This is a genomic window from Bartonella sp. HY038, assembly GCF_014117425.1.
In the GTDB taxonomy this organism is placed as follows: Bacteria; Pseudomonadota; Alphaproteobacteria; order Rhizobiales; family Rhizobiaceae; genus HY038.
On sequence record NZ_CP059725.1, the window covers coordinates 1,811,190 to 1,831,293 of the forward strand.

The 20,104-nt window shown below is 45.8% G+C and carries 22 protein-coding genes; 21 read left to right on the plus strand and 1 reads right to left on the minus strand.

All coding sequences use genetic code 11. The features are described 5' to 3' along the window. Positions 1-5: 5 nt before the first annotated feature. Positions 6-1,058, minus strand: coding sequence for a hypothetical protein (locus H3299_RS07770; RefSeq protein WP_182417131.1), 1,053 nt, complete (start codon positions 1,056-1,058; stop codon positions 6-8). 38 nt (positions 1,059-1,096) lie between these two features. Here H3299_RS07770 and H3299_RS07775 point away from each other — a divergent pair, with 38 nt between their 5' ends. The 21 genes from H3299_RS07775 to H3299_RS07875 all read left to right on the plus strand — a co-directional run bounded on the left by H3299_RS07775 (position 1,097) and on the right by H3299_RS07875 (position 20,049). Next, positions 1,097-2,347: a primase-helicase zinc-binding domain-containing protein gene (locus tag H3299_RS07775; RefSeq protein ID WP_182417132.1), complete on the plus strand. Its 1,251-nt coding sequence runs from the start codon at positions 1,097-1,099 to the stop codon at positions 2,345-2,347. Next, positions 2,337-4,142, plus strand: a complete 1,806-nt coding sequence (locus tag H3299_RS07780; RefSeq protein ID WP_182417133.1) for a phage/plasmid primase, P4 family — start codon at positions 2,337-2,339, stop codon at positions 4,140-4,142. The genes H3299_RS07775 and H3299_RS07780 overlap by 11 nt, the downstream gene beginning before the upstream one ends. A 413-nt stretch (positions 4,143-4,555) precedes the next feature. After that, complete coding sequence (locus tag H3299_RS07785; RefSeq protein WP_182417134.1) at positions 4,556-5,347, plus strand: hypothetical protein; 792 nt, start codon at positions 4,556-4,558, stop codon at positions 5,345-5,347. A 141-nt stretch (positions 5,348-5,488) separates the two neighbouring features. Continuing rightward, entirely contained in the window at positions 5,489-6,058 is a 570-nt protein-coding gene (locus H3299_RS07790; protein WP_182417135.1) for a hypothetical protein, read from the plus strand. Between the two features lie 179 nt (positions 6,059-6,237). Further along, entirely contained in the window at positions 6,238-6,801 is a 564-nt protein-coding gene (locus H3299_RS07795) for a hypothetical protein (protein WP_182417136.1), read from the plus strand. Further along, positions 6,773-8,887: a terminase gpA endonuclease subunit gene (locus H3299_RS07800; RefSeq protein WP_182417137.1), complete on the plus strand. Its 2,115-nt coding sequence runs from the start codon at positions 6,773-6,775 to the stop codon at positions 8,885-8,887. Before H3299_RS07795 ends, H3299_RS07800 begins: the two co-directional genes overlap by 29 nt. A 12-nt stretch (positions 8,888-8,899) precedes the next feature. Further along, entirely contained in the window at positions 8,900-10,480 is a 1,581-nt protein-coding gene (locus H3299_RS07805; protein ID WP_182417138.1) for a phage portal protein, read from the plus strand. 3 nt (positions 10,481-10,483) lie between these two features. Then, positions 10,484-10,738, plus strand: coding sequence for a gpW family head-tail joining protein (gene gpW / locus H3299_RS07810; protein ID WP_182417139.1), 255 nt, complete (start codon positions 10,484-10,486; stop codon positions 10,736-10,738). 9 nt (positions 10,739-10,747) lie between these two features. Further along, entirely contained in the window at positions 10,748-12,067 is a 1,320-nt protein-coding gene (locus H3299_RS07815; RefSeq protein WP_182417140.1) for a S49 family peptidase, read from the plus strand. Beyond that, positions 12,060-12,410, plus strand: coding sequence for a hypothetical protein (locus H3299_RS07820; protein ID WP_182417141.1), 351 nt, complete (start codon positions 12,060-12,062; stop codon positions 12,408-12,410). Before H3299_RS07815 ends, H3299_RS07820 begins: the two co-directional genes overlap by 8 nt. A gap of 11 nt (positions 12,411-12,421) precedes the next feature. Continuing rightward, positions 12,422-13,474 carry a major capsid protein gene (locus H3299_RS07825; protein WP_182417142.1) on the plus strand — a complete coding sequence of 351 codons (1,053 nt, stop codon included), beginning with the start codon at positions 12,422-12,424 and terminating at the stop codon, positions 13,472-13,474. Positions 13,475-13,501: 27 nt separating this feature from the next. After that, a complete protein-coding gene (locus H3299_RS07830; protein ID WP_182417143.1) occupies positions 13,502-13,717 on the plus strand; it encodes a hypothetical protein in 216 nt (71 codons plus the stop codon). A 23-nt stretch (positions 13,718-13,740) separates the two neighbouring features. After that, positions 13,741-14,109 (plus strand): hypothetical protein, encoded by a 369-nt coding sequence (locus H3299_RS07835; RefSeq protein ID WP_182417144.1) that lies wholly within the window; start codon positions 13,741-13,743, stop codon positions 14,107-14,109. Further along, the gene (locus tag H3299_RS07840; RefSeq protein ID WP_182417145.1) at positions 14,106-14,816 is read left to right on the plus strand and encodes a hypothetical protein; all 711 of its coding nucleotides are present in this window, start codon (positions 14,106-14,108) and stop codon (positions 14,814-14,816) included. Before H3299_RS07835 ends, H3299_RS07840 begins: the two co-directional genes overlap by 4 nt. A 10-nt stretch (positions 14,817-14,826) precedes the next feature. Beyond that, a complete protein-coding gene (locus H3299_RS07845; protein WP_182417146.1) occupies positions 14,827-15,456 on the plus strand; it encodes a phage baseplate assembly protein V in 630 nt (209 codons plus the stop codon). A gap of 24 nt (positions 15,457-15,480) precedes the next feature. Beyond that, a complete protein-coding gene (locus tag H3299_RS07850; protein ID WP_182417147.1) occupies positions 15,481-15,663 on the plus strand; it encodes a hypothetical protein in 183 nt (60 codons plus the stop codon). Positions 15,664-15,666: 3 nt separating this feature from the next. Continuing rightward, positions 15,667-16,047 carry a GPW/gp25 family protein gene (locus tag H3299_RS07855; RefSeq protein WP_182417148.1) on the plus strand — a complete coding sequence of 127 codons (381 nt, stop codon included), beginning with the start codon at positions 15,667-15,669 and terminating at the stop codon, positions 16,045-16,047. Continuing rightward, positions 16,044-17,102 carry a baseplate J/gp47 family protein gene (locus tag H3299_RS07860; RefSeq protein WP_182417149.1) on the plus strand — a complete coding sequence of 353 codons (1,059 nt, stop codon included), beginning with the start codon at positions 16,044-16,046 and terminating at the stop codon, positions 17,100-17,102. The genes H3299_RS07855 and H3299_RS07860 overlap by 4 nt, the downstream gene beginning before the upstream one ends. Beyond that, entirely contained in the window at positions 17,092-17,751 is a 660-nt protein-coding gene (locus H3299_RS07865; protein ID WP_182417150.1) for a phage tail protein I, read from the plus strand. The genes H3299_RS07860 and H3299_RS07865 overlap by 11 nt, the downstream gene beginning before the upstream one ends. A gap of 16 nt (positions 17,752-17,767) precedes the next feature. After that, complete coding sequence (locus H3299_RS07870; protein ID WP_182417151.1) at positions 17,768-19,468, plus strand: phage tail protein; 1,701 nt, start codon at positions 17,768-17,770, stop codon at positions 19,466-19,468. A gap of 8 nt (positions 19,469-19,476) precedes the next feature. Further along, a complete protein-coding gene (locus H3299_RS07875; RefSeq protein ID WP_182417152.1) occupies positions 19,477-20,049 on the plus strand; it encodes a hypothetical protein in 573 nt (190 codons plus the stop codon). Positions 20,050-20,104: the final 55 nt, after the last annotated feature.

Sequence of the window (20,104 nt, forward strand, 5' to 3'; positions counted from 1 at the left end):
TGGGGTTAGGTTGTTTGCGGGCCAACTTTCAGCCGTTCTTCTGCTGTGAGGCTGCTGAGAGGCTTGATGTGATAGTGCATAAGTTCACCCCTAATGCGACTATCGATTATAAATTCATCATTATAATAACACGTCTCATCAGCTTGGGGAGGCGCAGCACTCCAAATATTATCAGCATGTTGAAATGTTGTATCAGATTTACTTCCATTGTCGAAAACACAATGACTAATTCTCGACGCCATATCCGTAGTGGCTTTATAAACCCCATCAGGGTCAAAATGCTCATCATCAACGCTTTCAAAGTCGGGATATGCACTCAAACGATAAGGGCTATCAATTCTACAATAATTAAAACTACAAGATCGAACAGACAGCGAAGCTACATTTTTGTTAAAGTCAATATTTTCAAAATTAAATCCCTTATATGTAATGTGCTCAATATTAAGCCACAAAACATCACTTTTTCTACCATACCCCCATTCAATGATGCAGCCATAGACTGGGAAAAAATCATCAATAGACTCATAAAAAGAATTCAAAACACCCAAAGCTTGAAAGAAAACTTTATCCGTACCCACAATAATTCCGTGAGGTTTTTTAGCAACAGTTTCTGTTACTATAGTCCCAAGTACTGCTGCAGCTTGTTTATTAAATTTGCTTTGCCCTTCAATGATATTAGCCAAACAAGCTATGCCAGCTATTTTTTCAGCTTCAGATGTACGATCTCCAAGCAATTTAGCACCTTCAAGCAACATTTGCTGAGTATCTCGATCGTCATCGTTTTGTGGTTGAGCACGTTCATCTTGAATGTCTGTATTCTTGTTAAAAAATTTTTCTTTCCAAGTAATCCACGCTGTAGGTATACCAAAAATCATAGCTATACTGGTTATTATTATTCCGCCATTCCAAGGCAGCGGCTCCTCCAACTTGAGAAGCTCCGAAGCATATACTCGGCAAGTATAATACACCCACAAAAACAGAATGCAGATCAAAAAACACCCGGCATAGATAAAAATAAATTTGTACCATTTTTTTATTGGTTTGATGTCACAGCGCATGCTTATCCCTCGCGTTTCACACAAGGGAGATTGTTAGCATGAGTGGTTCAATAATCAATCTTTTTATTGATGAAGCAGGTAGTGTAAAAATTGCCGATTGTGTGGCTGATCTTGGTTTGCCTACAATTTCCCGCAATGGTGAATATGCTGGCCCCTGCCCGCAATGTGGTGGCAAGGATCGCTTTTCTTACAATATTCGTAAAGATGTTTGGAATTGCCGTGGCTGCTCCAAGGGTGGGCATCATGCCTTATCGCTTGCTGCCCATGTTTTGGGGCTGGATTTGCATGTGCGAGCGGATTTAATCAAAGCTTCTGAAACCGTGCTTGGCCGCGCTGCGCCGCAAAATGAAATGAGCGAGGAAGAGCGTTTAAAAGCCAAGTGGCTTTTTGAGCAAAGGCAAAAAAAGGCATCGGCGTCACGGGCGAAAGCGGATGCGGCAGCCCGATTTTACCGCGAAAAAGAGCAAAAAGCGGCAAAGCAAAAGTGGCAAGCGGGGCGGTTGCTGCAAGACAGCCCCTTTAATGCCTATTTAGCAAAGCGCTGCGGCGGGGCGATTTCTAGCTTTCCACTGCGTTTACTATCGAACGAGCCTTATTATTTTAACAATGGTGGCAGCTCTAAGATCATTTATAGAGGGCCAGCCATGGTTGCGCCTTTTATCAATGTTGATGGGCTGATTATTGGCTGCCATTTAACTTGGCTTGATTTGAATAACCCGCTGAAATATCGCCCCTTAATCACCGAGCCACAATCGGGTGAGGTTTTGCCAACCAAGAAAATGCGCGGCAGTAAAAAAGGCGGGCTCATTCCGCTAAGCGGTTTTGTGTTTAATCGGGATGGCTATTTCAAGCCGCGTTTTGAATGCAAGCGCATGGTGGTGGGTGAAGGCATTGAAACTGTGCTTGCTTTACGCCTTGCGGAAGGCTTGCGCAATGACACAATCTATGCAGCTGCAGGCGACCTTGGCAATTTATGCGGCCCTGCTGATCCTGCAAGCCGCTTTACCCACCCAAGCCAAACCATGACCGACAGTAAGGGGCGTGAGCGGCGTGTTTTTGTAGCAGGTGACAAGCCATTAATGAGCGATGCGGCAAATTGCATTTTTGTGCCTGATTGGATTAGCGAACTGGTTTTAATTGCTGATGGTGATAGCGAGCGGGTAATGACTGCCGCCGCCATGACCCGCGCCAAGGTGCGCTTTAGCAAGCCTAACCGCCGCATCATTGTGGTGTGGCCGCCACGGGGGCGCGATGTGGCAGATATGATGGCGGTTGAAGATGAGCGATAAAGAAAACAAAAACAATAATATACCAGAATCTGTCAAAGCAATGCTTGATGCTGCCAATGCGCAAGAGGCGGCAGCCCTTGGACAAAGCACGCCCACGCAAAACCCACACCCTTTAGCGAGGGATAACACCGCAAGCGTTGAAAGCAACCCACAAGAATTATTATCCGATTGCATGGGTGAGCCTGAGACGGACATCGGTAATGGGCGGCGTTTTTTGCACCGTTATGGCGATACGGTTTTGCATGTGGCGCGTATTGGTTGGCATGGTTTTGACGGCAAACGCTGGAAAGAAGATGATGATGGCTCAGTTGTGCGGCCATTGGCGCAAAACACGGCGGAACTTATCGACAATGAAGCACATCTATTAACCGCAACGGAAGATGAGCAAAAGATACTAGACGAAGGCCGCGCCGCCAAGATTGAACAAAAGAAAATGGGCTATCCCAAAAAAGACTGGGATAGTGACAAGCTTGGTCGCTATATGGAATTGGACGATATTTTAGAAAAGGCGGAAGACACCAAAAAGCTAGTCAATGGCCGCAAATCATCACGCCACCGCCATGCCAAAAGCTCGGCTGGTACCAGCAAATTAAACAATATGCTCACCGAAGCCCTGCCCCATGTGGCTAAGGTCGTCACCGACATGAATGCCGACCTTTATGCTTTCAACACGAGTAGCGGCACGTTGCGTTTTTATCGCGAAGATATTGGCACTGACAATGAGCCAAAGCATTATTGGAATTATCGCCTTGACCCGCACCGCCCTGAAGATCTCATATCCAAACTTGCGCCAACCCAATTTGAAAAAGACTGTGAAGCGCCAAATTTCCTTAAGTTTTTAACCACGGTTTTGCCTGATGCTGACATTCGGCTCTTTTTACAGCGCTTTATGGGCTATTGTCTGCTTGGGTCAACGGCAGAGCAATGTTTGTTGTTTTTCTATGGTGCTGGGCGCAACGGTAAATCCACCTTTATAGATGCTTTATCACATGTGATTGGTGATTATGCGGTGACTTTATCAATCGACTCTTTTGCCGGTGACACAAGGCGCGGCGGTGCGGAAGCAACGCCCGACCTTGCGCGGTTACCCGGTGCGCGGCTTGTTGCGGCGAGCGAGCCTGAAATGGGCGTTAAACTAAAAGACGCTTTGATCAAGACCTTAACCGGCGGCGAAGTTATCCCAGTGCGGCGCTTGCATGAAGATTTTTTTGAAGTGCACCCGCAATTTAAGATTATCCTTTCAGGCAACCATAAGCCGCGCATTGACGACACATCTGACGGTATTTGGCGGCGTGTATTCTTAGTACCGTGGGAGGTTCAAATCCCCAAAGAAGATGTTGACCGTGCTTTGCCTGATAAGTTGCGCCATGAAGCATCAGGCATATTTGCATGGATGGTAAGTGGGGCATTGGACTATTTAAACTATGGCCTTAACCCGCCTGAAAAGGTGCTGCTTGCCACTAATGAATATCGCGAGGAAAGCGACCCGATTGGTGCATTTATCCGTGCGGCCTGCATTGTGACCGGCAAGGAAGAGGACACATCGTCCCCCGGTGACCTTTATATTGGCTATTGCAATTTTGCTAGCAAAGAGGGCGCGGCGGAATTTAAGCAAAACACCTTTTCGCGCCGCTTTCCTGATTATACACGCCTTAGCTTTAAAGCGCCTGATGGTCAAATGCGACAATTTTGGAAGGCAAAAAGCGGCACCACGGTTTACAAGGGCATTCGCGTTAAAGACAGTTTTGTAACGCCTGATAATGGGCGCGAGAGTTTTGCAGAAATGAGAGGCTAAATGATGTGTATTTTTACAAAACCCTGTCCCCTTTTTTACGTTGCGCCGTTTGCCGCTGTTTTGCCCTTTATTCGCATTTTGGCTTGGCATAGCCGCTTATTTTTTAAAATTCGGGTGGCTAGGGGCGCAAATTTTCATAATGCAAGGCTTGCACCCCTAAAAAGGGTTCGGGAAATCAAAGGCTTATGACGCTAGGGGCGCAAGGGGCGATAAATTTTGCGTCACACATGAATAAAGACCATTGTTTTAAAAGTTTTATTTTTCTTCATGTAGTGGCGGTGATTTTGCTGCCCTTGCGCCCCTTTCCACCCTGTTCTTATGTTTTTTCTTTTAAAAACAATCGAATAGAAAAATATAAAATGGGCAGCAAAATTTAAATCTGGGTAGCAACAGCAATTTAAGGGACGATAGACATGAAAACGCTTAATTTACAAAAATTATTGCATTGGGCATTTGTTGATGAATTGGTCAAAGGCGGTGGTGAAGATGGCTTAAATAGCCCTCTATCAGCTTGGGGTGCGTTTGATGCCATTGCGCAGCTTGGCGTTAGGATTGATCGCGATCGTGGCTCTTGCGATTTGCCCATGCAATTAGAGCAAGGTGAGCCCCACGCTGATGCGGTATTGGTTGCGCAAGCGGTGCGCAATGTTACAGCCATTGCCTATAAGATTGCTCCTTTGGACGAGTTGTTAAGCGATTGGCCAGTGGCTGAGCGTTGGCTTGCCACCCCGTTTTATGAGGAAGTGATCAAACGCTTGCAAAGCCGCACACAAAAGCAAATCGCCCAATCGGTTATTGCGCAAATTGTAACCCATGCAGTTTTATGCAAAACGCCATGCTTTAGCGCCCCCGTGCCAAAGGTTGATTTTGTCAAACAAAACGGCAAACCCTTATGGTTTATCAAGCAAACGGTGCTTAACGAGCTTGGCCGCGAGGTTGAAATGGAAATGGACGGTTATAATAAAAAATCTGGCCGCCCATTTACCAGCGCATACCGCAAATATGTTTTAAGTGATAATCCGCAAAGTGATATCATGGCACGCATTGAATATCAGTTTTGGGTAACGGCTTTAAACCACATTTTTTTAACATTAAACGGCAATATGCAAGATCACCGTTTAAGCCCGTTTTCGGTTAAATTAACGCCTTGGCTGCAAAAAAATTTCACGAATAAAAACAAAATGATAGATGCTATTTCAGCATGATTTTAAAAATTAATTTTGACCTACGGCAGTCACTTGACGTATAAAAGAAGAATGAAAAAAGGTTTATTACCCCGTGCAGCAATGTAGCGGGGTTTTTTATTGGCTAACTACGAGGTTCGCATATGTAAAGGGAACATAAAAATGGCAGGCGTCTTATCCATTGGTTGGTCTAATAAAGATGCCATAAAGAAGTTTGCAGGTGCAGTTCATGCCGTTGGCGACAAATTGCCAATAGCCGCAATGCGTGCCGCAAATCACACTGGGCAAAAAGCCAAGACAAAAGTTGTAAGGGCATTATCCCTGCAAGCGGGGCTAAAACGCAAAACAATTGTTAAAGCAGTTAAGCCCTATAAGGCTAACCCCACCCACATGATGTATGAAATGCATGCCAAGGGTGGCGATATTGCTTTAAAATATTTTGCGCCAAAAGAGACAAGAGCAGGTGTATCAGCCAATCCCTTTGGCAAACGGCAAGTCTTTGCGGGTAAGTTTATTAAAGGTGGGCGTTTCCCTAACCGATCAAACCCTATTGCTGGCGGTCATGTCTTTGCTCGCCAAGGTAGCGAGAGATTGCCGATTGATAAAATCAAATCCGGCGTCATCATCCCTGACGAAATGATTAAGGGTGAAACGAAAGAAGCTTTTGAGAGCACTGTGCGACAAGAGCTTGCACCACGTCTCTATCATGAGCTCAAGCGCTTGATGCCATAGGCACACTGGCCGCACCAAGCATTGCATAAACATATGCTTGCTAAAATAAATTTTAGGTACCTTACTGCAAATATCTTTTTGGCTACGGGCGCGATGCTCCTGAAATTTCACTAGTAGATGGGTTTGAAAGCGGTGCACGGATGCACGAATAAAAACGTGCATTGCACGGATGGGCAAAAATGGAAGAATGGCTTTCAATTTCAGATGCCGCACGGCGCTTAACCGATGCTGGCGATAGTGTAACGCGCTCTAGCCTTTCTCGCTATTTAGACCAACATGCTGAAGCATTAGCTACAAAAATTGACGGCAAGAAACGCTTGGTTGAGTATGGCCAGCTTTTAAACCACCGCCGTGAAAATATTCGCATTATCGCGCAGCCTGCTGCAAAACAAGCCAAGCAATTAACTGGAACTCAAGCTGATGGCGCAGCGCGCAAAGTGCAAGCAGAGGCGACCATTCGTGAATTGGACTTGGCAGAGCGGTTAAAACTTATAACCCGCACAACAGAAGTTGATCGCGCTGGCCGCGATGCCGTTGCCCTTATGCGATCAAGCTTTGAGCGCTTGCTAGAACCGCAGGCCGCTGATCTATCAATAAAATATGGATGGGATGAACGCACTGTACGACTGGCACTTAAGTCTTTTGCCCATGCGGGAGTTGATATTTTTAACTCTATTATGCTTGAGCATTTAGATGCATTGCGGGGTGAAAAGAATGGAGATAGCTCACCAATTGAGCCCTAGCTTGTTTTTAAATGATTTGAATTTGCGTAATGGCAGAGAAGTTTTATTTTCTGCCTTTGAAGCTGCAAGCCGAAAGGTTGAAGACCTATCCATTTCGGAATATTCTGACCGCTATCGCATGGTAAGCGCCGAATCTGGTTCACCGTGGCCAGGTAAATTCAAAACAGCGCGCGTGCCGTATTTGCGCGAGCCACAAGATTGCTTGCATCCAGACCACCCTGCACGGCGCGTAACCGCCCGAATGGCTGCGCAGCTTGGCAAGTCAACGGTGATTGAAAACTGGTTTTGCTATATTGTTGATAGAGCCCCCGGCTCCATGATGATTGTTTTACCAACATTGGATGAAAGCACCAAATTTAACCGTGTTAAATTGGGACCGACCATTGATGCAACACCGCAGATTGCCCATAAGGTATTGCCAGTTAATAGCCGCGATGAGCAAGGTTCGACAACAGCGTTTAAACGTTATGCTGGTGGCTTTTGCCAAATAGTCAATGCGGGTTCTTCCAAGGGCTTGCAGATGGTGTCTATTAAATATTTAGCGATGGACGAGGTTACCGGCTATCCTTTAGATGTTGATGGACGTGGTAGCCCACGCGATCAAGCAAGAGCGCGCCAAAAGATGTACGGCGATATGGCAAAGGAATGGGAAGGTTCAACACCCGGCATTGTTGGCGAATGTGCCATTTCTGATGATTTTGAAAAAGGCGACCAACGCTTTTACTATGTGCCTTGTCCGCATTGTCAATGTTATCAAGCCTTAGAATTTGACCAATTGCAAGCGCCAGATGATAAAACACCTGCGCATTTTTTATGCAGCAACTGCAACGAAAAGATATTGGATGGACATAAGGGTGACCTCTTGGCCAATGGCCGTTGGATAGCAAGGCGCGTTACTGAAGGGCAAAAGCCAATACCACGCCTTATCACATCGAAAGATATTGAAAAATATAGCTGCCCACCGTGTGAAGGGCGCTGCAGACGCTGGCAACCAAGCTACCACCTTTGGGCAGCCTATGCACCGCGTGAAAAATTTAACGATATTTGGGCAAGATGGGAAGCCGCACAAGAAAACACGCAAAAAATGCGCGTGTTTTACCAACAGGACTTAGCCCTGCCTTATGATCCTGGTGGTGCGGCTGTTGAATGGGAAAAAATTGTTGAAGCTGCACAGCGCAGTGATATTCCCTCTCGCGTCATACCTTTAAATGCTGGACTGCTTGTATCAGCCGCAGATATTCAAGGCTATGGCATTAAATGGGCGGTTTATGCAATTGGCCCACGCGGTCAAAGATGGCTAATTGATCGCGAGGTCTTTGAAGGATCACCTGAGCAATCCGATGATCCGTGGATAGAATTAAGTGACGCACAAGCCCGCCAATACCCAACAGCAAGCGGCTTGATGAAAGGCATTGATCTATCAGGCATTGACTCAGGCTTTGCCACTGACCGCGTTTATCGCTATTGCGCAAGCCGCGCCAATGTTTATGCCCTTGATGGACGCGCTCCCAAAGGTCTGCCTTGGCTTGGCACACCCGTAAAGCGTGATGTGAGAGATCATAATCGGCGGCTCATTGCCAAAGTCCAGCTTTATCCTGTTGGCAATTATGACGTTAAAACGGAAGTTGTCGCATCGCTGGCAAATTTTATGCAAGGACAGGATAGCAAAGGCGCATGGCCACGCAATGTGCTGCATTTGCCGCCAGACCTATGTGATGAAGGCTTTGCGCAGGAAATTACCGCTGAACGCTTGGTGGATCCTGATGAAGAAGCGCGTGCATCAGTCAATCGCTGCTCACGTAAATTGATAAGCTCGCGCGCGCCGCGAGAATGGAAAAAGATTGTCGGGCGCAAAAATGACTGGTTTGACATAACTGTTTACGGCTTTGCCCTTGGTTGGCATTTAGAGCATAAATTGCGCCTTACGCAAGAACGCTGGGCAGATTTGCTATTGCAAGTGCATGGCAAGCCTGCAGAGCCCGATTTATTCAATAAACCGATTGATGGGCCATTTGCCAAACAAGGTATGAAGAAAAAGAAACAACGCAGTTCTTGGGCTGAAAAATCTGCAGCTTTAAACAAATAGTTAGTGGGTAAAATGCAACAAGAAAAGCCAAGAATCCGTGTTAAAGCAGGCTCACAAAAGCTTGACTTAGAAAAAAGAAACACGCCAAAGGCGGGCTATTTGCGCGGTGAACCCGGCTTTGCCCAGTCAATTGGTTTATTTAAAGGCACACCTGCCTTGCGTGATCGCGCTGATGATATTTCAGTTGCTTGGTATGCAGCCAATGCACGCGCTAATGATGCGACAATGAATAGCGGCTGGATTGCTGGTGTTGTGGAACAAATCGTTACATCAATGATTGGCTCCGGCTTGCGCTTAAATGCCAAGCCAGACCTTACATTTTTAAAATGGAACGAAAAAGAAGCGTCTGACTGGGCACGACTTGTTGAAACCAGATGGGAAATATGGGCTTCGCAACCTTATGAGTGTGACCTTGCTGGCCGCTATACCATGGCGCAGTTGGAAGCCGCTGCTATCAGGCAGTGGATCGCCACGGGTGAAATATTAGCCCAAGTCAAAGAAGTAAACCGCGAAGGCGCGCAAAGCCTCACCAAAGTACGACTTATGCCAAGCCATTGGCTATCGCAAAAAAATAGTGCCAGTCAAGACTTACAAGATGGTGTTTATACAAACAAAGACGGCCTGCCCATTGCCTATGCTTTTAAAGTAAAAGATGGCTATGGCGTGGAGCGTGAGGAACGTCGTGAAGCGCGTGATCAATATGGCCGCCCGCGCATTATCCATATTTTTGATGGTTCTGCAGGGCAGTTACGCGGTATTACACCATTGGCGCCAGCCTTAAAGATTGTTCGCCAATATGACCAACTGGCTGATGCAACCTTAACCGCCGCCATGATCCATGCAATTTTTGCCGCAACAATTGAAAGTGATTATCCCACCAATGAAGTCATGCAGGCACTGCAAGGCGAAAGTGAAATTATAGAGGGCGGCGAAGATGCTTTAGACGTGCTGCTTGATAAAAAAATGGCGTGGTATCAAAATGTTAATATTGATCTAGGCCGCCACGGCAAGATTGCTCATCTTTTAACTGGTGAAAAATTAAAGCTGCATGCAAGTGAACATCCAAACTCAACCTATGAAGCTTTTTCAAATTTTCTATTGCGTGAAGTTGCAGCTTGCCTTGGTGTTATGCCGTCCGATTTAACTGGTGACTTTCGTGGTGACACCTATTCATCGGTGCGCATGGGTATCGCCAAAAAATGGCCGTTAATGGAATATCGCCGCCGCCATTTACCTGGTCGTTTTGCACAAACCGTTTATAGCGCATGGCTAGAGGAAGAAATTGACGCAGGGCGCATTCCATTGCCGGGCGGCATTGATACATTTGTTAAAAACCGCACCGCTTTAACACGCAGCGATTGGCGCGGCCCACCAAAGCCGCAAGCCGATGATTATAAGGCCGCCCGTGCCCATGAGACTTGGTACAAAATGGGCGTTATCAGCCAAGAAATGATTTGTAATGATCTTGGGGTGGACCATGAAGATGTGCATGAGCAACTGGCACGCGAAAAAGCAAGCCGTATCAATAAGGGCTTAAGTGAGCCTTTAGCCAACAATACAGCGCCAAGCTTAGTTGACGAAATAGAGGATTAAAATATGGCATCACTTTTTGATGGCATTGATATGTCTGACCCCTGCTCAGTTTGGCCAAAAATGCAAAATGCGCTTGACCGCTTACTGGTTGGTGAAAAAGTCGTACGCAGCCGCTTTGGTGAAGATGAAGTGCAATTTACGGCGATTAATATCGCTTCCCTCAAAGCGCGGATCGCTGAGCTAAAAGCAGAATGTATGGCAAAGCAAACACGCCGCCCACGTCGTCATGCTATTAGCACCGGTTGGCGCTCTTATTAGGATTGTTTGATGACACAATTTTTACATATTGCTGAGCGCATTTTAAATCGACCGCTATTGCTCACCCCAGATAAAGCGCAAGTTATTTTATCAGTAATAACAAATCGATCAAGCCTACCTGTAGCAAGCAGATTTGACGGAGAGCCAATTGCGCGTGACGAGGAAGGGGGCGTCATTGGTAAACCCTATAGCGTTACGCAAAACGGTATAGCTATTATTTCCATTTTAGGCTCACTGGTTAATCGCGGTGCATGGATTGGTGCTCAATCTGGACTTATTTCTTATGAAGGATTAGCGCACCAAATTAAAACCGCTATGAATGATGACAAGGTGCAATCTGTTGTGCTTGATATTCAATCGCCCGGTGGTGAAGCAGTCGGCTGTTTTGAGCTTGTTTCACAAGTAAGGCAGTTGTCACTTAAAAAGAAAGTCATTGCTGTTGTCAATGGCATGGCTTGTTCTGCCGCTTATGCTATCGCCTCCGCTGCAAGTGAAATTGTCACTACAGAAACGGGTGTCTGTGGCTCAATTGGTGTTGTGTTACTCCATACCGATTTTAGCCGGCAGCTTGATTTAAACGGCATAACGCCAACACTTATCCATGCAGGAGAGCATAAGGCAGACGGTAATTCGCTTGAGCCGCTAACCGATACGGTAAAAGCTGACCTGCAAGCTGAAGTTGATATGCTTTATGGGCTGTTTTTGAAGCATGTTGCCAAAGGTCGTGGCAGCCGCCTTACCATTTCCGCCGCTAAACGAACTGAAGCGCGCACCTTTATTGGTGAAGCCGCTATTGAAGCGGGGCTTGCTGATCGTCTTGGCACTTTTGACACCGTTATAGACGAATTATCACGTATTAAAACAGTGAACCCAGCCAAAGCACATCAAGTCCAAAAAGGGAGAAATCTAATGGACGATCAAACCAACCCCACCTTGAGCAGTGGCGCACAAGCTGATAATCAAATGTCGCTTGAGGCGCATAATCAAGCGCTCGCAAAAGCTCGTCAAGAAGGCGAAGCAATGGGCGAGAAAAAAGTCATGAGCCGCATTGAAGTAATTACCTCAGCCGATGGCATTAAAGGCAATGCAAAGCGTCTTGTTGCCGCCCTTGAGCTTGCTTGCCAATCACCAACTATGGAAGCAAGCTCGGTCGTCAATTTTGTTGCAAACAATATTGGGATGGAGGCATCATCTGCCGCCCTCGCCAATCGCCAAAACAATGATAGTACTAGCGATAAAATATTTAACGCTACAGCTGCAACATCGGCTGCAAGCTCTGCGCCACTCACTGCAATTGCACAGCAAATAAATGGAGGCAAGCATGCCTGATTCAAATATTACAGTCGCTAGCTTTAAGCCTGAAAATTTGATTGAAGGCAATGAGCAAACCCAGCCTGTTACCTTAGCTGTGGGTGAATATAAACGCGGTGAAGTTTTGGGCCGTGTTGGCAATATTTACGGTAAGCTATCAACTACAAATAGTGTTGCCGCAGCGATCATGCCCTTCACTGTCAATGTCACCACGCAAACCACAATGGCGGTCTATGTTGGCGGCTCATTTAATCAAGATGCTATTTTTCTAGACGGCAAAGAGCTTGAAGATGTCAAGACAGCTTTGCGCGATTGCGGCATTTTAATTCGTCAATGGGGCGCTGCCCCTGATATTGCTTAAGGAGCACATATATGGATCCGCTTTTTAATACGGCTGACCTTTGCGGTGTGGTAGCAACTGTGCGGGTAGCACCAAGTTTCTTTCTTGACCGTTATTTTCGCAGCGCGCCTAAATTCTCAACCCAAGAAAACATCATCTTTGATGAAATATTGGAAGGCTTGCCAGTGATGGCGCCCTTTGTGTCGCCACTTGTTGCAGCTAAGCCGCAACAGCGCGCTGGCTTCACTGTGAAATCCTTTAAACCTGCTTATGTGAAGCCAAAGCATCAAATCAAGCCAAGTGATTTTGTGAGCCGCTTACCCGGTGAAGCTTTGACCGGTGAATTATCGATAGAAGAGCGCCGCAACCGAGAAATTGTCCGCCTTATCGCTGAGCAAAAGCGCCAGATTTATGCGCGTTGGGAATGGATGGCGGCACAAGCAATTATCAATGGTAAGGTTGAAGTCTCAGGTGAAGACTATCCAGCTCAAATTGTTGATTTCGGCCGTGATAAAAATAATGAAATCATTATTTCAGCGGATGCCCAAAAATGGATAAATGAAAATGTTGACATTGATGGCTTGCTAGAAGATTGGTCGCTGCAGCTTTTGACCAAAAGTGGATATGCGGGCACCGATCTCATCATGTCACCAGAAGTGTGGAAATCCTTCCGCAAAAATAAGGGCGTTTTGCGCAATGCTGATTTGCGCCGTGGCATTACCTCCATGCCTGATTTACAGCCAAAGATTGCGCAGGATAGCGTGCGCTATGTAGGGCAATATGGTGAATTTAGCCTTTACGTCTATGCTGGTCGTTTCCGCGATCAAGATGGCAATGAGACCCGTGCGTTACTAGCCGGCGAAGTGATTTTAACTGCTGCCCCTAATGATGACGGCCAAGGTGGTGCGCATGGGGTTAAAGTGTTTGGTGCGATCCAAGATGTGCAAGCAGGTCTTGTTGCCACTGATATTTTCCCAAAATCTTGGATCCAACAGGATCCATCGGCTGAATATATCATGTCGCAGTCGGCTCCCTTGATGGTACCGGGCCGTCCTAATGCAACGCTGAAAGCAACGGTGTTGTGATTTTCGCTTTAACAAAGGTAATTTAATATGGATTATAAAGCTAAAGTGCAAATACTGTCTTCCAAAGGCACGATTGCGGTAGGTGATATCTTGCCGACACTGCCTGCTAAAGAGCTTGCGGCGCTTAAAGCATCTAAACTGGTTGTAGCAACTGTCGTCGACAAAGATGAAGCAGGACAGCAAACATCACAGGCCCAAACAGCGCAGCAAAGTGGCGGCGTTGATAAGAATAGCCTCGTCTAAAGCAATATTATAAGGCTACATGAATGCTGCAAGACATCAAAAATCAGACATTGACCATTAATGATGATTTGTGGGGCGAACAGCTATTGCTATGCTGCATGAAAAACAACATTGTTGATAACGGGCGTAAAGAGGTAGAAATAAGAGGTATTTTGCGGGTGAGCGATGAAAGCTCGCAAAAAGCCAATGGTGGTAAATCTAACAGTTGGCATGTTGGTTTTGCTGGCACATCGTCAGTGCTTTTTATCAATCGTGCGGCTTGGCCAGATATTATCATAAAAAAGGGTGATAAGATCAGAGCCTTTGAACGCCATGGCAGCCCTTGGTTTATTGTAATCAGTGTCAATGATCGCGATCATCGTCGTTTAAAAGTTGAATTGAATGAAGCATGAGCCTTGCAAGACTTGCACTTCGCCTTAGCGCTATTGAAGCATTAAAAGACAAAACATCTGTTAAACAAAATGTCGTTGATAGCCAAATCGGTGCGATTGATATTGCAGCCGATGGAAGCCTACGTACCGACCAAGATGCCCCCTTTATTGCCGTTTATACGGAAGGCAGCAAGGTGCGTGATGATAATGGCCGGCAGTTGCGGCAAAATGGCGATACCGATATTGTTTTTGAATTTGGTATTTCTAGCGCCATGAGCGAAACCAACGATAAGGGTGAAAGTCAAATCGTTGGTTTCGGCATTCCTGTCACCGATGGGGCAATGGAATTTGTCCTTGATTGTATTGGTCATGATATTGCAATGGCCTTGCATGATGAGCGCAACCCTTGGGCTGAAATTTGGCGTTCCTTTAGCACTGGCATAGTCGAAATTGAACGCAAGCGAGTGGGCAGTGAAAATAACAGCCTAACCCTAGCCGCCCATCAATTGCGAGTGCGTGTTTCATTATTGCCAGACCAGCCTTTTGGCACGGTATTAAGTGAAGCAACGCCTTGGCGAAAAATGCTAAAATTAATGAAAGACCAAAGTCACCCTGCTTTTGCCTTTTTTAATAGCCAGTTAAATCCTAATATTGTCGATGGTGACAATCCGCAACGCCGTTATGGTTTGACCTTTGAAGAAACAAAAGCGCTTTTCAACTTAAAGTAAAGAGGCTTAAATGGCATCTGGAATAGCGGCAAGAATCCAGCAGATGGAAAACCGCATTGCTGAAATGGAAAGACGCGACCGTAATCGTAAACGCACAGGTACCATAAGCGAAGTTGATACAAAAAAAGGCTTAGCACGGGTGGAATTGACAGGCGGTGATAAACCATTCTTAACCGACTGGGTACCGTGGAAAGAAATTGCAGCTGGTACCACATCAACCCATATCCCACCAGTTAAAGGCCAGCAAGTCGATGTTTTATCAGAAAGCGGTGATTTAACCGATGGCGTTATCGAATTTGCCATCCACTCCAACAAAAATCCACGCCCCCATGATGGCCCGCAAGCGGTTATTCAGCATGGGGAAAGTCGCATCACCCTTGATGAAAGCACTATCAATATAGAAACTGCGTCAAATATCACGGTAAAATGCGCCTCTGAAATAACCTTAGACACTGATCTTGTACATATAACCAATAATTTAAAGGTTGACGGCAGCTTTAATGTTGCAGGCAATACCACAGTTTCAGGTGAAGTTCATTTCAAAGGTCCATCTGTCCGCCATAATGATAAAAACATTGGCGACACACACAAGCACCTTGGTGTGCAAAAAGGTGGATCAACAACTGATGTTCCCGAATAATTCAAATTGAAAAATGAGATTGATATGAAAGTAATTGTGAAACAATCTGGCTTTTATGGTGGTGATTGGTTTGATGCAAGTGAGCAGGCCATTGATATGCAAGATGGCATTGCAAAGCAATATTTGCCGCCATTTGGTGATACATTACAACACCCAAAGAATGAAAAAGTAACGCTACAAGCAACTAAAACACAACCCAAAGAGTAAATTATGGTTGGGCTTGGCTTTGGCCGCAACCGGATTGAAACCTTGGATGGTTTTGACCACGTTCGGCAATCACTAGCAATTTTATTTTCAACTCCATTAAATAGCCGTGTGATGCGCCGTGATTTTGGTTGTGAACTGCAAGATTTGATTGATCGCCCACTTTCAGATCAAATCATATTGGCCGCCTATAGCGCGATTGTCACAGCATGTGCTCTTTGGGAGCCGCGCTATCAAATCAGCAATTGTTCAATCACGAATAGCAATGAGGCTGGGCAAGTCGCAATTTTACTTAAAGGTGATTATTACCCACGTGGTCATTTGGGTGATTTTAGCATTGTACATAAAAATATGCCCGTTGATATCCCGTTTGGAATAATAAGATGAGCCGATTTATAGCCCCTAACCTTGCCGATCTTGGTGATGTTCCGCAGACCGTACCAATCGACTTTGAAGAGATCAAGCAAAGCCGCGATGACTATCTGAAAGCTGCCTTAAAAGCATCCGGCATTGACTATGATGTTACCAATCTTGAAACCGACCCTTTGGTGATTGCCTATAGTGAAGGCGGCGGCTATCAGGAAATGAAATTTCGCCAAAGAGTAAATGAGGCAATCCGTGGGCTTTCGCTTGCAACAGCGCTTGGTGGCGATCTTGATCACATTGGTGTAACCTATGCAGGTGGCATTAGCCGCCTTGTATATAGCAACGCAAAAGACAATCCGCCACTTGATGCCATTTGGAATGAAGACAAACAAAAATGGGTTGAAAATGACAGCTCATTTCGCGCTCGCATCATGCTGGCTTATGAAGCATTTTCAACTGCCGGACCTGAAGGGGCATATATTTTCCATGCGCTTGAACTTGATGGCGTGCGCGACATTGCAGATGCTGCGGTTTATTCTGAGGAAGATGGCGCCACTTATTCGGTCGGGTTATTTGCCGACGCTTATAGCGCAAATTGGCGGGCTACGCCGTTTAAAAGCCGTCATGAAAATGCACCAGTACTTGCGCCTGAAGCGTTAATTGTGGTTATGCCAACGCTTGAATATGGCGAGGTTAACCAAGCCTTACTGGATCGTGCCTTTCAAGCGGTTACATCAAAAGATGTGCGACCAATTGGCGATAATGTGCGTATTGAGCCTGCAAAAAAGATAAGTTACGACATTGAAGTTGTTTTATCTTATGCGCCCGGTGCCGATGTCGAAACTTTACGTGAAGCAGCATTATACCGTTTGACAGAATACGCTAAAGCGCGTCGCCGCATTGGCCTTGCTATCCAGCGTGAGGTTATTGGTGGCCGTGCAGCCATTGATAATGGTGTAACCGTTGAAGTAGTCAGCCCACCGCACGATATTTTGCCCGGTTCTAAGGGTTATGGTGAAGTTGGGAACATCATTGTACGAACACTACAAACACGAGGCTCATGGCGTGACGATTGATGAAAAAATCAAGGCTATGCAGCCTATTGCAAGCGCCATATTGCCGCCGAACGCAAAAGCGATAGAGCGTGCTATATTAACGGCAGAACTTGCCCGTATTGCAAGTGTCTCGCCTGAAATTATTCTAACCATCTGGAACCCATGGAATTGCCCAGTAGCACTGCTGCCTTTTTTGGCGCAGGCTGTATCGGTTGATGTTTGGTCCAATAAATGGTCAGAAAGCCAAAAACGGCGAGTAATAGCAGCCTCCCCCAAAATACACCGCTTAAAGGGCACGCGAGGTGCTGTTGAAACAGCCCTATCAGCTTTCGATTTAGATGCAAGACTGATTGAGTGGTGGGAAGAAGATGAGCGTCATGGCACTTTTAGAGTGGAAATCGGCTATTACAATGGCAGCCCTATTTTTGACGCAGATTTGCAAAAGGCTGCACTTGAGGCAGTGATTGCCGCTAAGCCTAAAACGCGCGTTTTTACATCGCGAGCAGTTATCAAGGCGAGAGCCGAGCTTTATCTTAGTGCGGTTAGTAAAGGCAGCTTTTTAGCCATTGCCCACCCATTTCAATTTTCAGGCGCAACTGTACTAAGTGACATTTTTATCGGCGCTACACCTGCTTTGCTGTTTGCGGCAACAGCTCACCCTAAAATATAGGTTCAAGGGATAGATTATGGCACAACAAACATTTGCTTTAATGACAACTAAAGGACGCGCTAAAGAAGCTGCAGCCTTAGCAAGTAGCAAAAGCATCAATATTAGCCACATTGCAATTGGCTCTGGTGAAACCGTGCCATCAGGCGGTGAAACCAAGCTTTACCGAGAAGTGTTACGCAAAGCAATTAGTGGTAATGGGTTGGTGGCAGGCAGTGAAAATACCGCCTATTTCGATATATTTTTAAGCGCAACCGAGGGACCGTTTACCATTCGTGAAGCGGGCCTTTTAGATGATGAAGGCGATTTAATTGCCATTGCTTATTATGACCCGCCTATTAACAAGCCAGTGCCGACTTCAGGCCAAACCGTCGAGGGCATCATTCGCATTGAAGTAGCCTTTTCAAATATTGCCAATATCACAATTAAAGTTGACCCTTCCTTAAATGTACCTTTGCAACGCTTAACAACCACGCCTTGGGTCCCAGTTAAAGCGATTGACCTTGCTACGCCCCCAACCAACCCTAATATTGGTGATAGCTATATTATTGGCAGCAATTCAACTGGAGTTTGGGCGGCACAAGCAGGGAAACTAACCGAATTTACTCAAGCGGGTTGGGCTATCATTGCAACGCCAGATGGCCACGGTGTTGGCCTACCTGACGGGCGTGTTTTTACGAAAGTAAATGGCCAATATATAGAGCTTTTAGCAAGCCAAAATTATGTTGCTAACTACCGTATACCATCAAGACAATTGTTAAATCCGCCATTTGTGGCGGTGAAGGCAATTGATATATCAGCGCCACCCGTTCAGCTTGCTATTGGTGACACTTATCTTGTTCCCACCAATGCCACGGGATTATGGTCTGGTAAAGGTGGGCAATTGGCTGAATGGGTTGGCGCAAACTGGATTTTTACCCTTACACCAAATGGTCACAGCATTGGCTTACCAGATGGGCGGGTTTTTATAAAAGTTAACGGCCAATACATTGAAAAAATTGCCCTTGATAGCCAAAGTTGCAAATGGAATTATGCCGAGGCACAAGGCACAGCAAATGAGTTAACTGCAACACTTAATCCAGCCCCCGCCAGGTATTATGATGGCATGATGGTTGTTATAACGCCCAAATCCACTACTTCCTCGAAAACGCCCTCAATCAATTTAAACGAGCTAGGAGCGCGCAACATAGTTAACCCAGACGGCTCTGTATTGGCAGTGGGTGCTTTAAAAGCCAATACGAAAATTTTATTGGTCTTTGATGCCAAACTAAATAGCTTTTGTGTTTTAACCTCTGAAAAACAACCCGGGCAAGCGATTGCATTTGCGGCAAGCGGGTATCGCTGGACGTCCGCAGCACAAAATGTTCTGACCAAGGCAATAGTTGGGACGACTAAACGCTTTGACACCCACGATGCGTATAACGCCTCTACGGGAATTTTTACTTGTCCATTTGAAGCAGTTTATACATTTAATTTTAGCTGGTGGTTTGAAGATATAAACCACGGCACATGGGTTTATATAGCCGTTAACGGGGAAATGATTGCTGAAAGCAGCTCTAATTCACGCGGACGTGTTTTATCAGTCTCAATCACAACCCGATTAAAAAAGGGGGATACGGTTGAAACCTATATTCGTCAGGGCGCGACGGGCGCAATGAATTGGATAGAAAACCCCGGCGTTTATTACACCACCCTAAGCGGCGTGGCTATAGGCATTTAGGAGACGTTATGCAAACAATTAATATGGACGTGGCGGACGTTAGCTTATTAACCACAATTTTAGACCTATCCACTGCCCGGTATAATTCCTTGACTAAAGAATTAACGTTGTCAGACGATATCGCAAAAAAAATTAACGAGATTATGGTTGATAAAAATTGGCAAAAAAAACAACAACAAAATGTGCTTGCATCTGCGAAAATTAACCTGAAAAGGCAGATAGATATTGATGCCGAGGCTGAACGCTTAAAATATATAACGCCCGGCGTTGGCCAATCTATGACTTATCAAGAAAAGGTCAACCAAGCGGCAAACTATTCCAAAGCTTTAGCCGCCCATTTAAAAGACCCAGATAACTTGAAAGCCCCTAATGAAAATGAGTATTTGCTGCTAAAATCTAGCCTTGGCATTGATGGTGAAACTTTGGCGGAAGTCGCGGAAAACATCACTTGGGCTTACGCGCTTTGGGAACAAGTGGGCGCGGCTATTGAAACTATCCGCTTACAGACAAAGGCTGCCATTGATACCGCAACAACGGTAGAGGAAGCGCAAGGCATCTTTGATGCCGTGAAATGGCCTTAAATCAAACCATCGATATAAAATCACCTTAAATCACACCGCCATTTGGCGGTTTTTT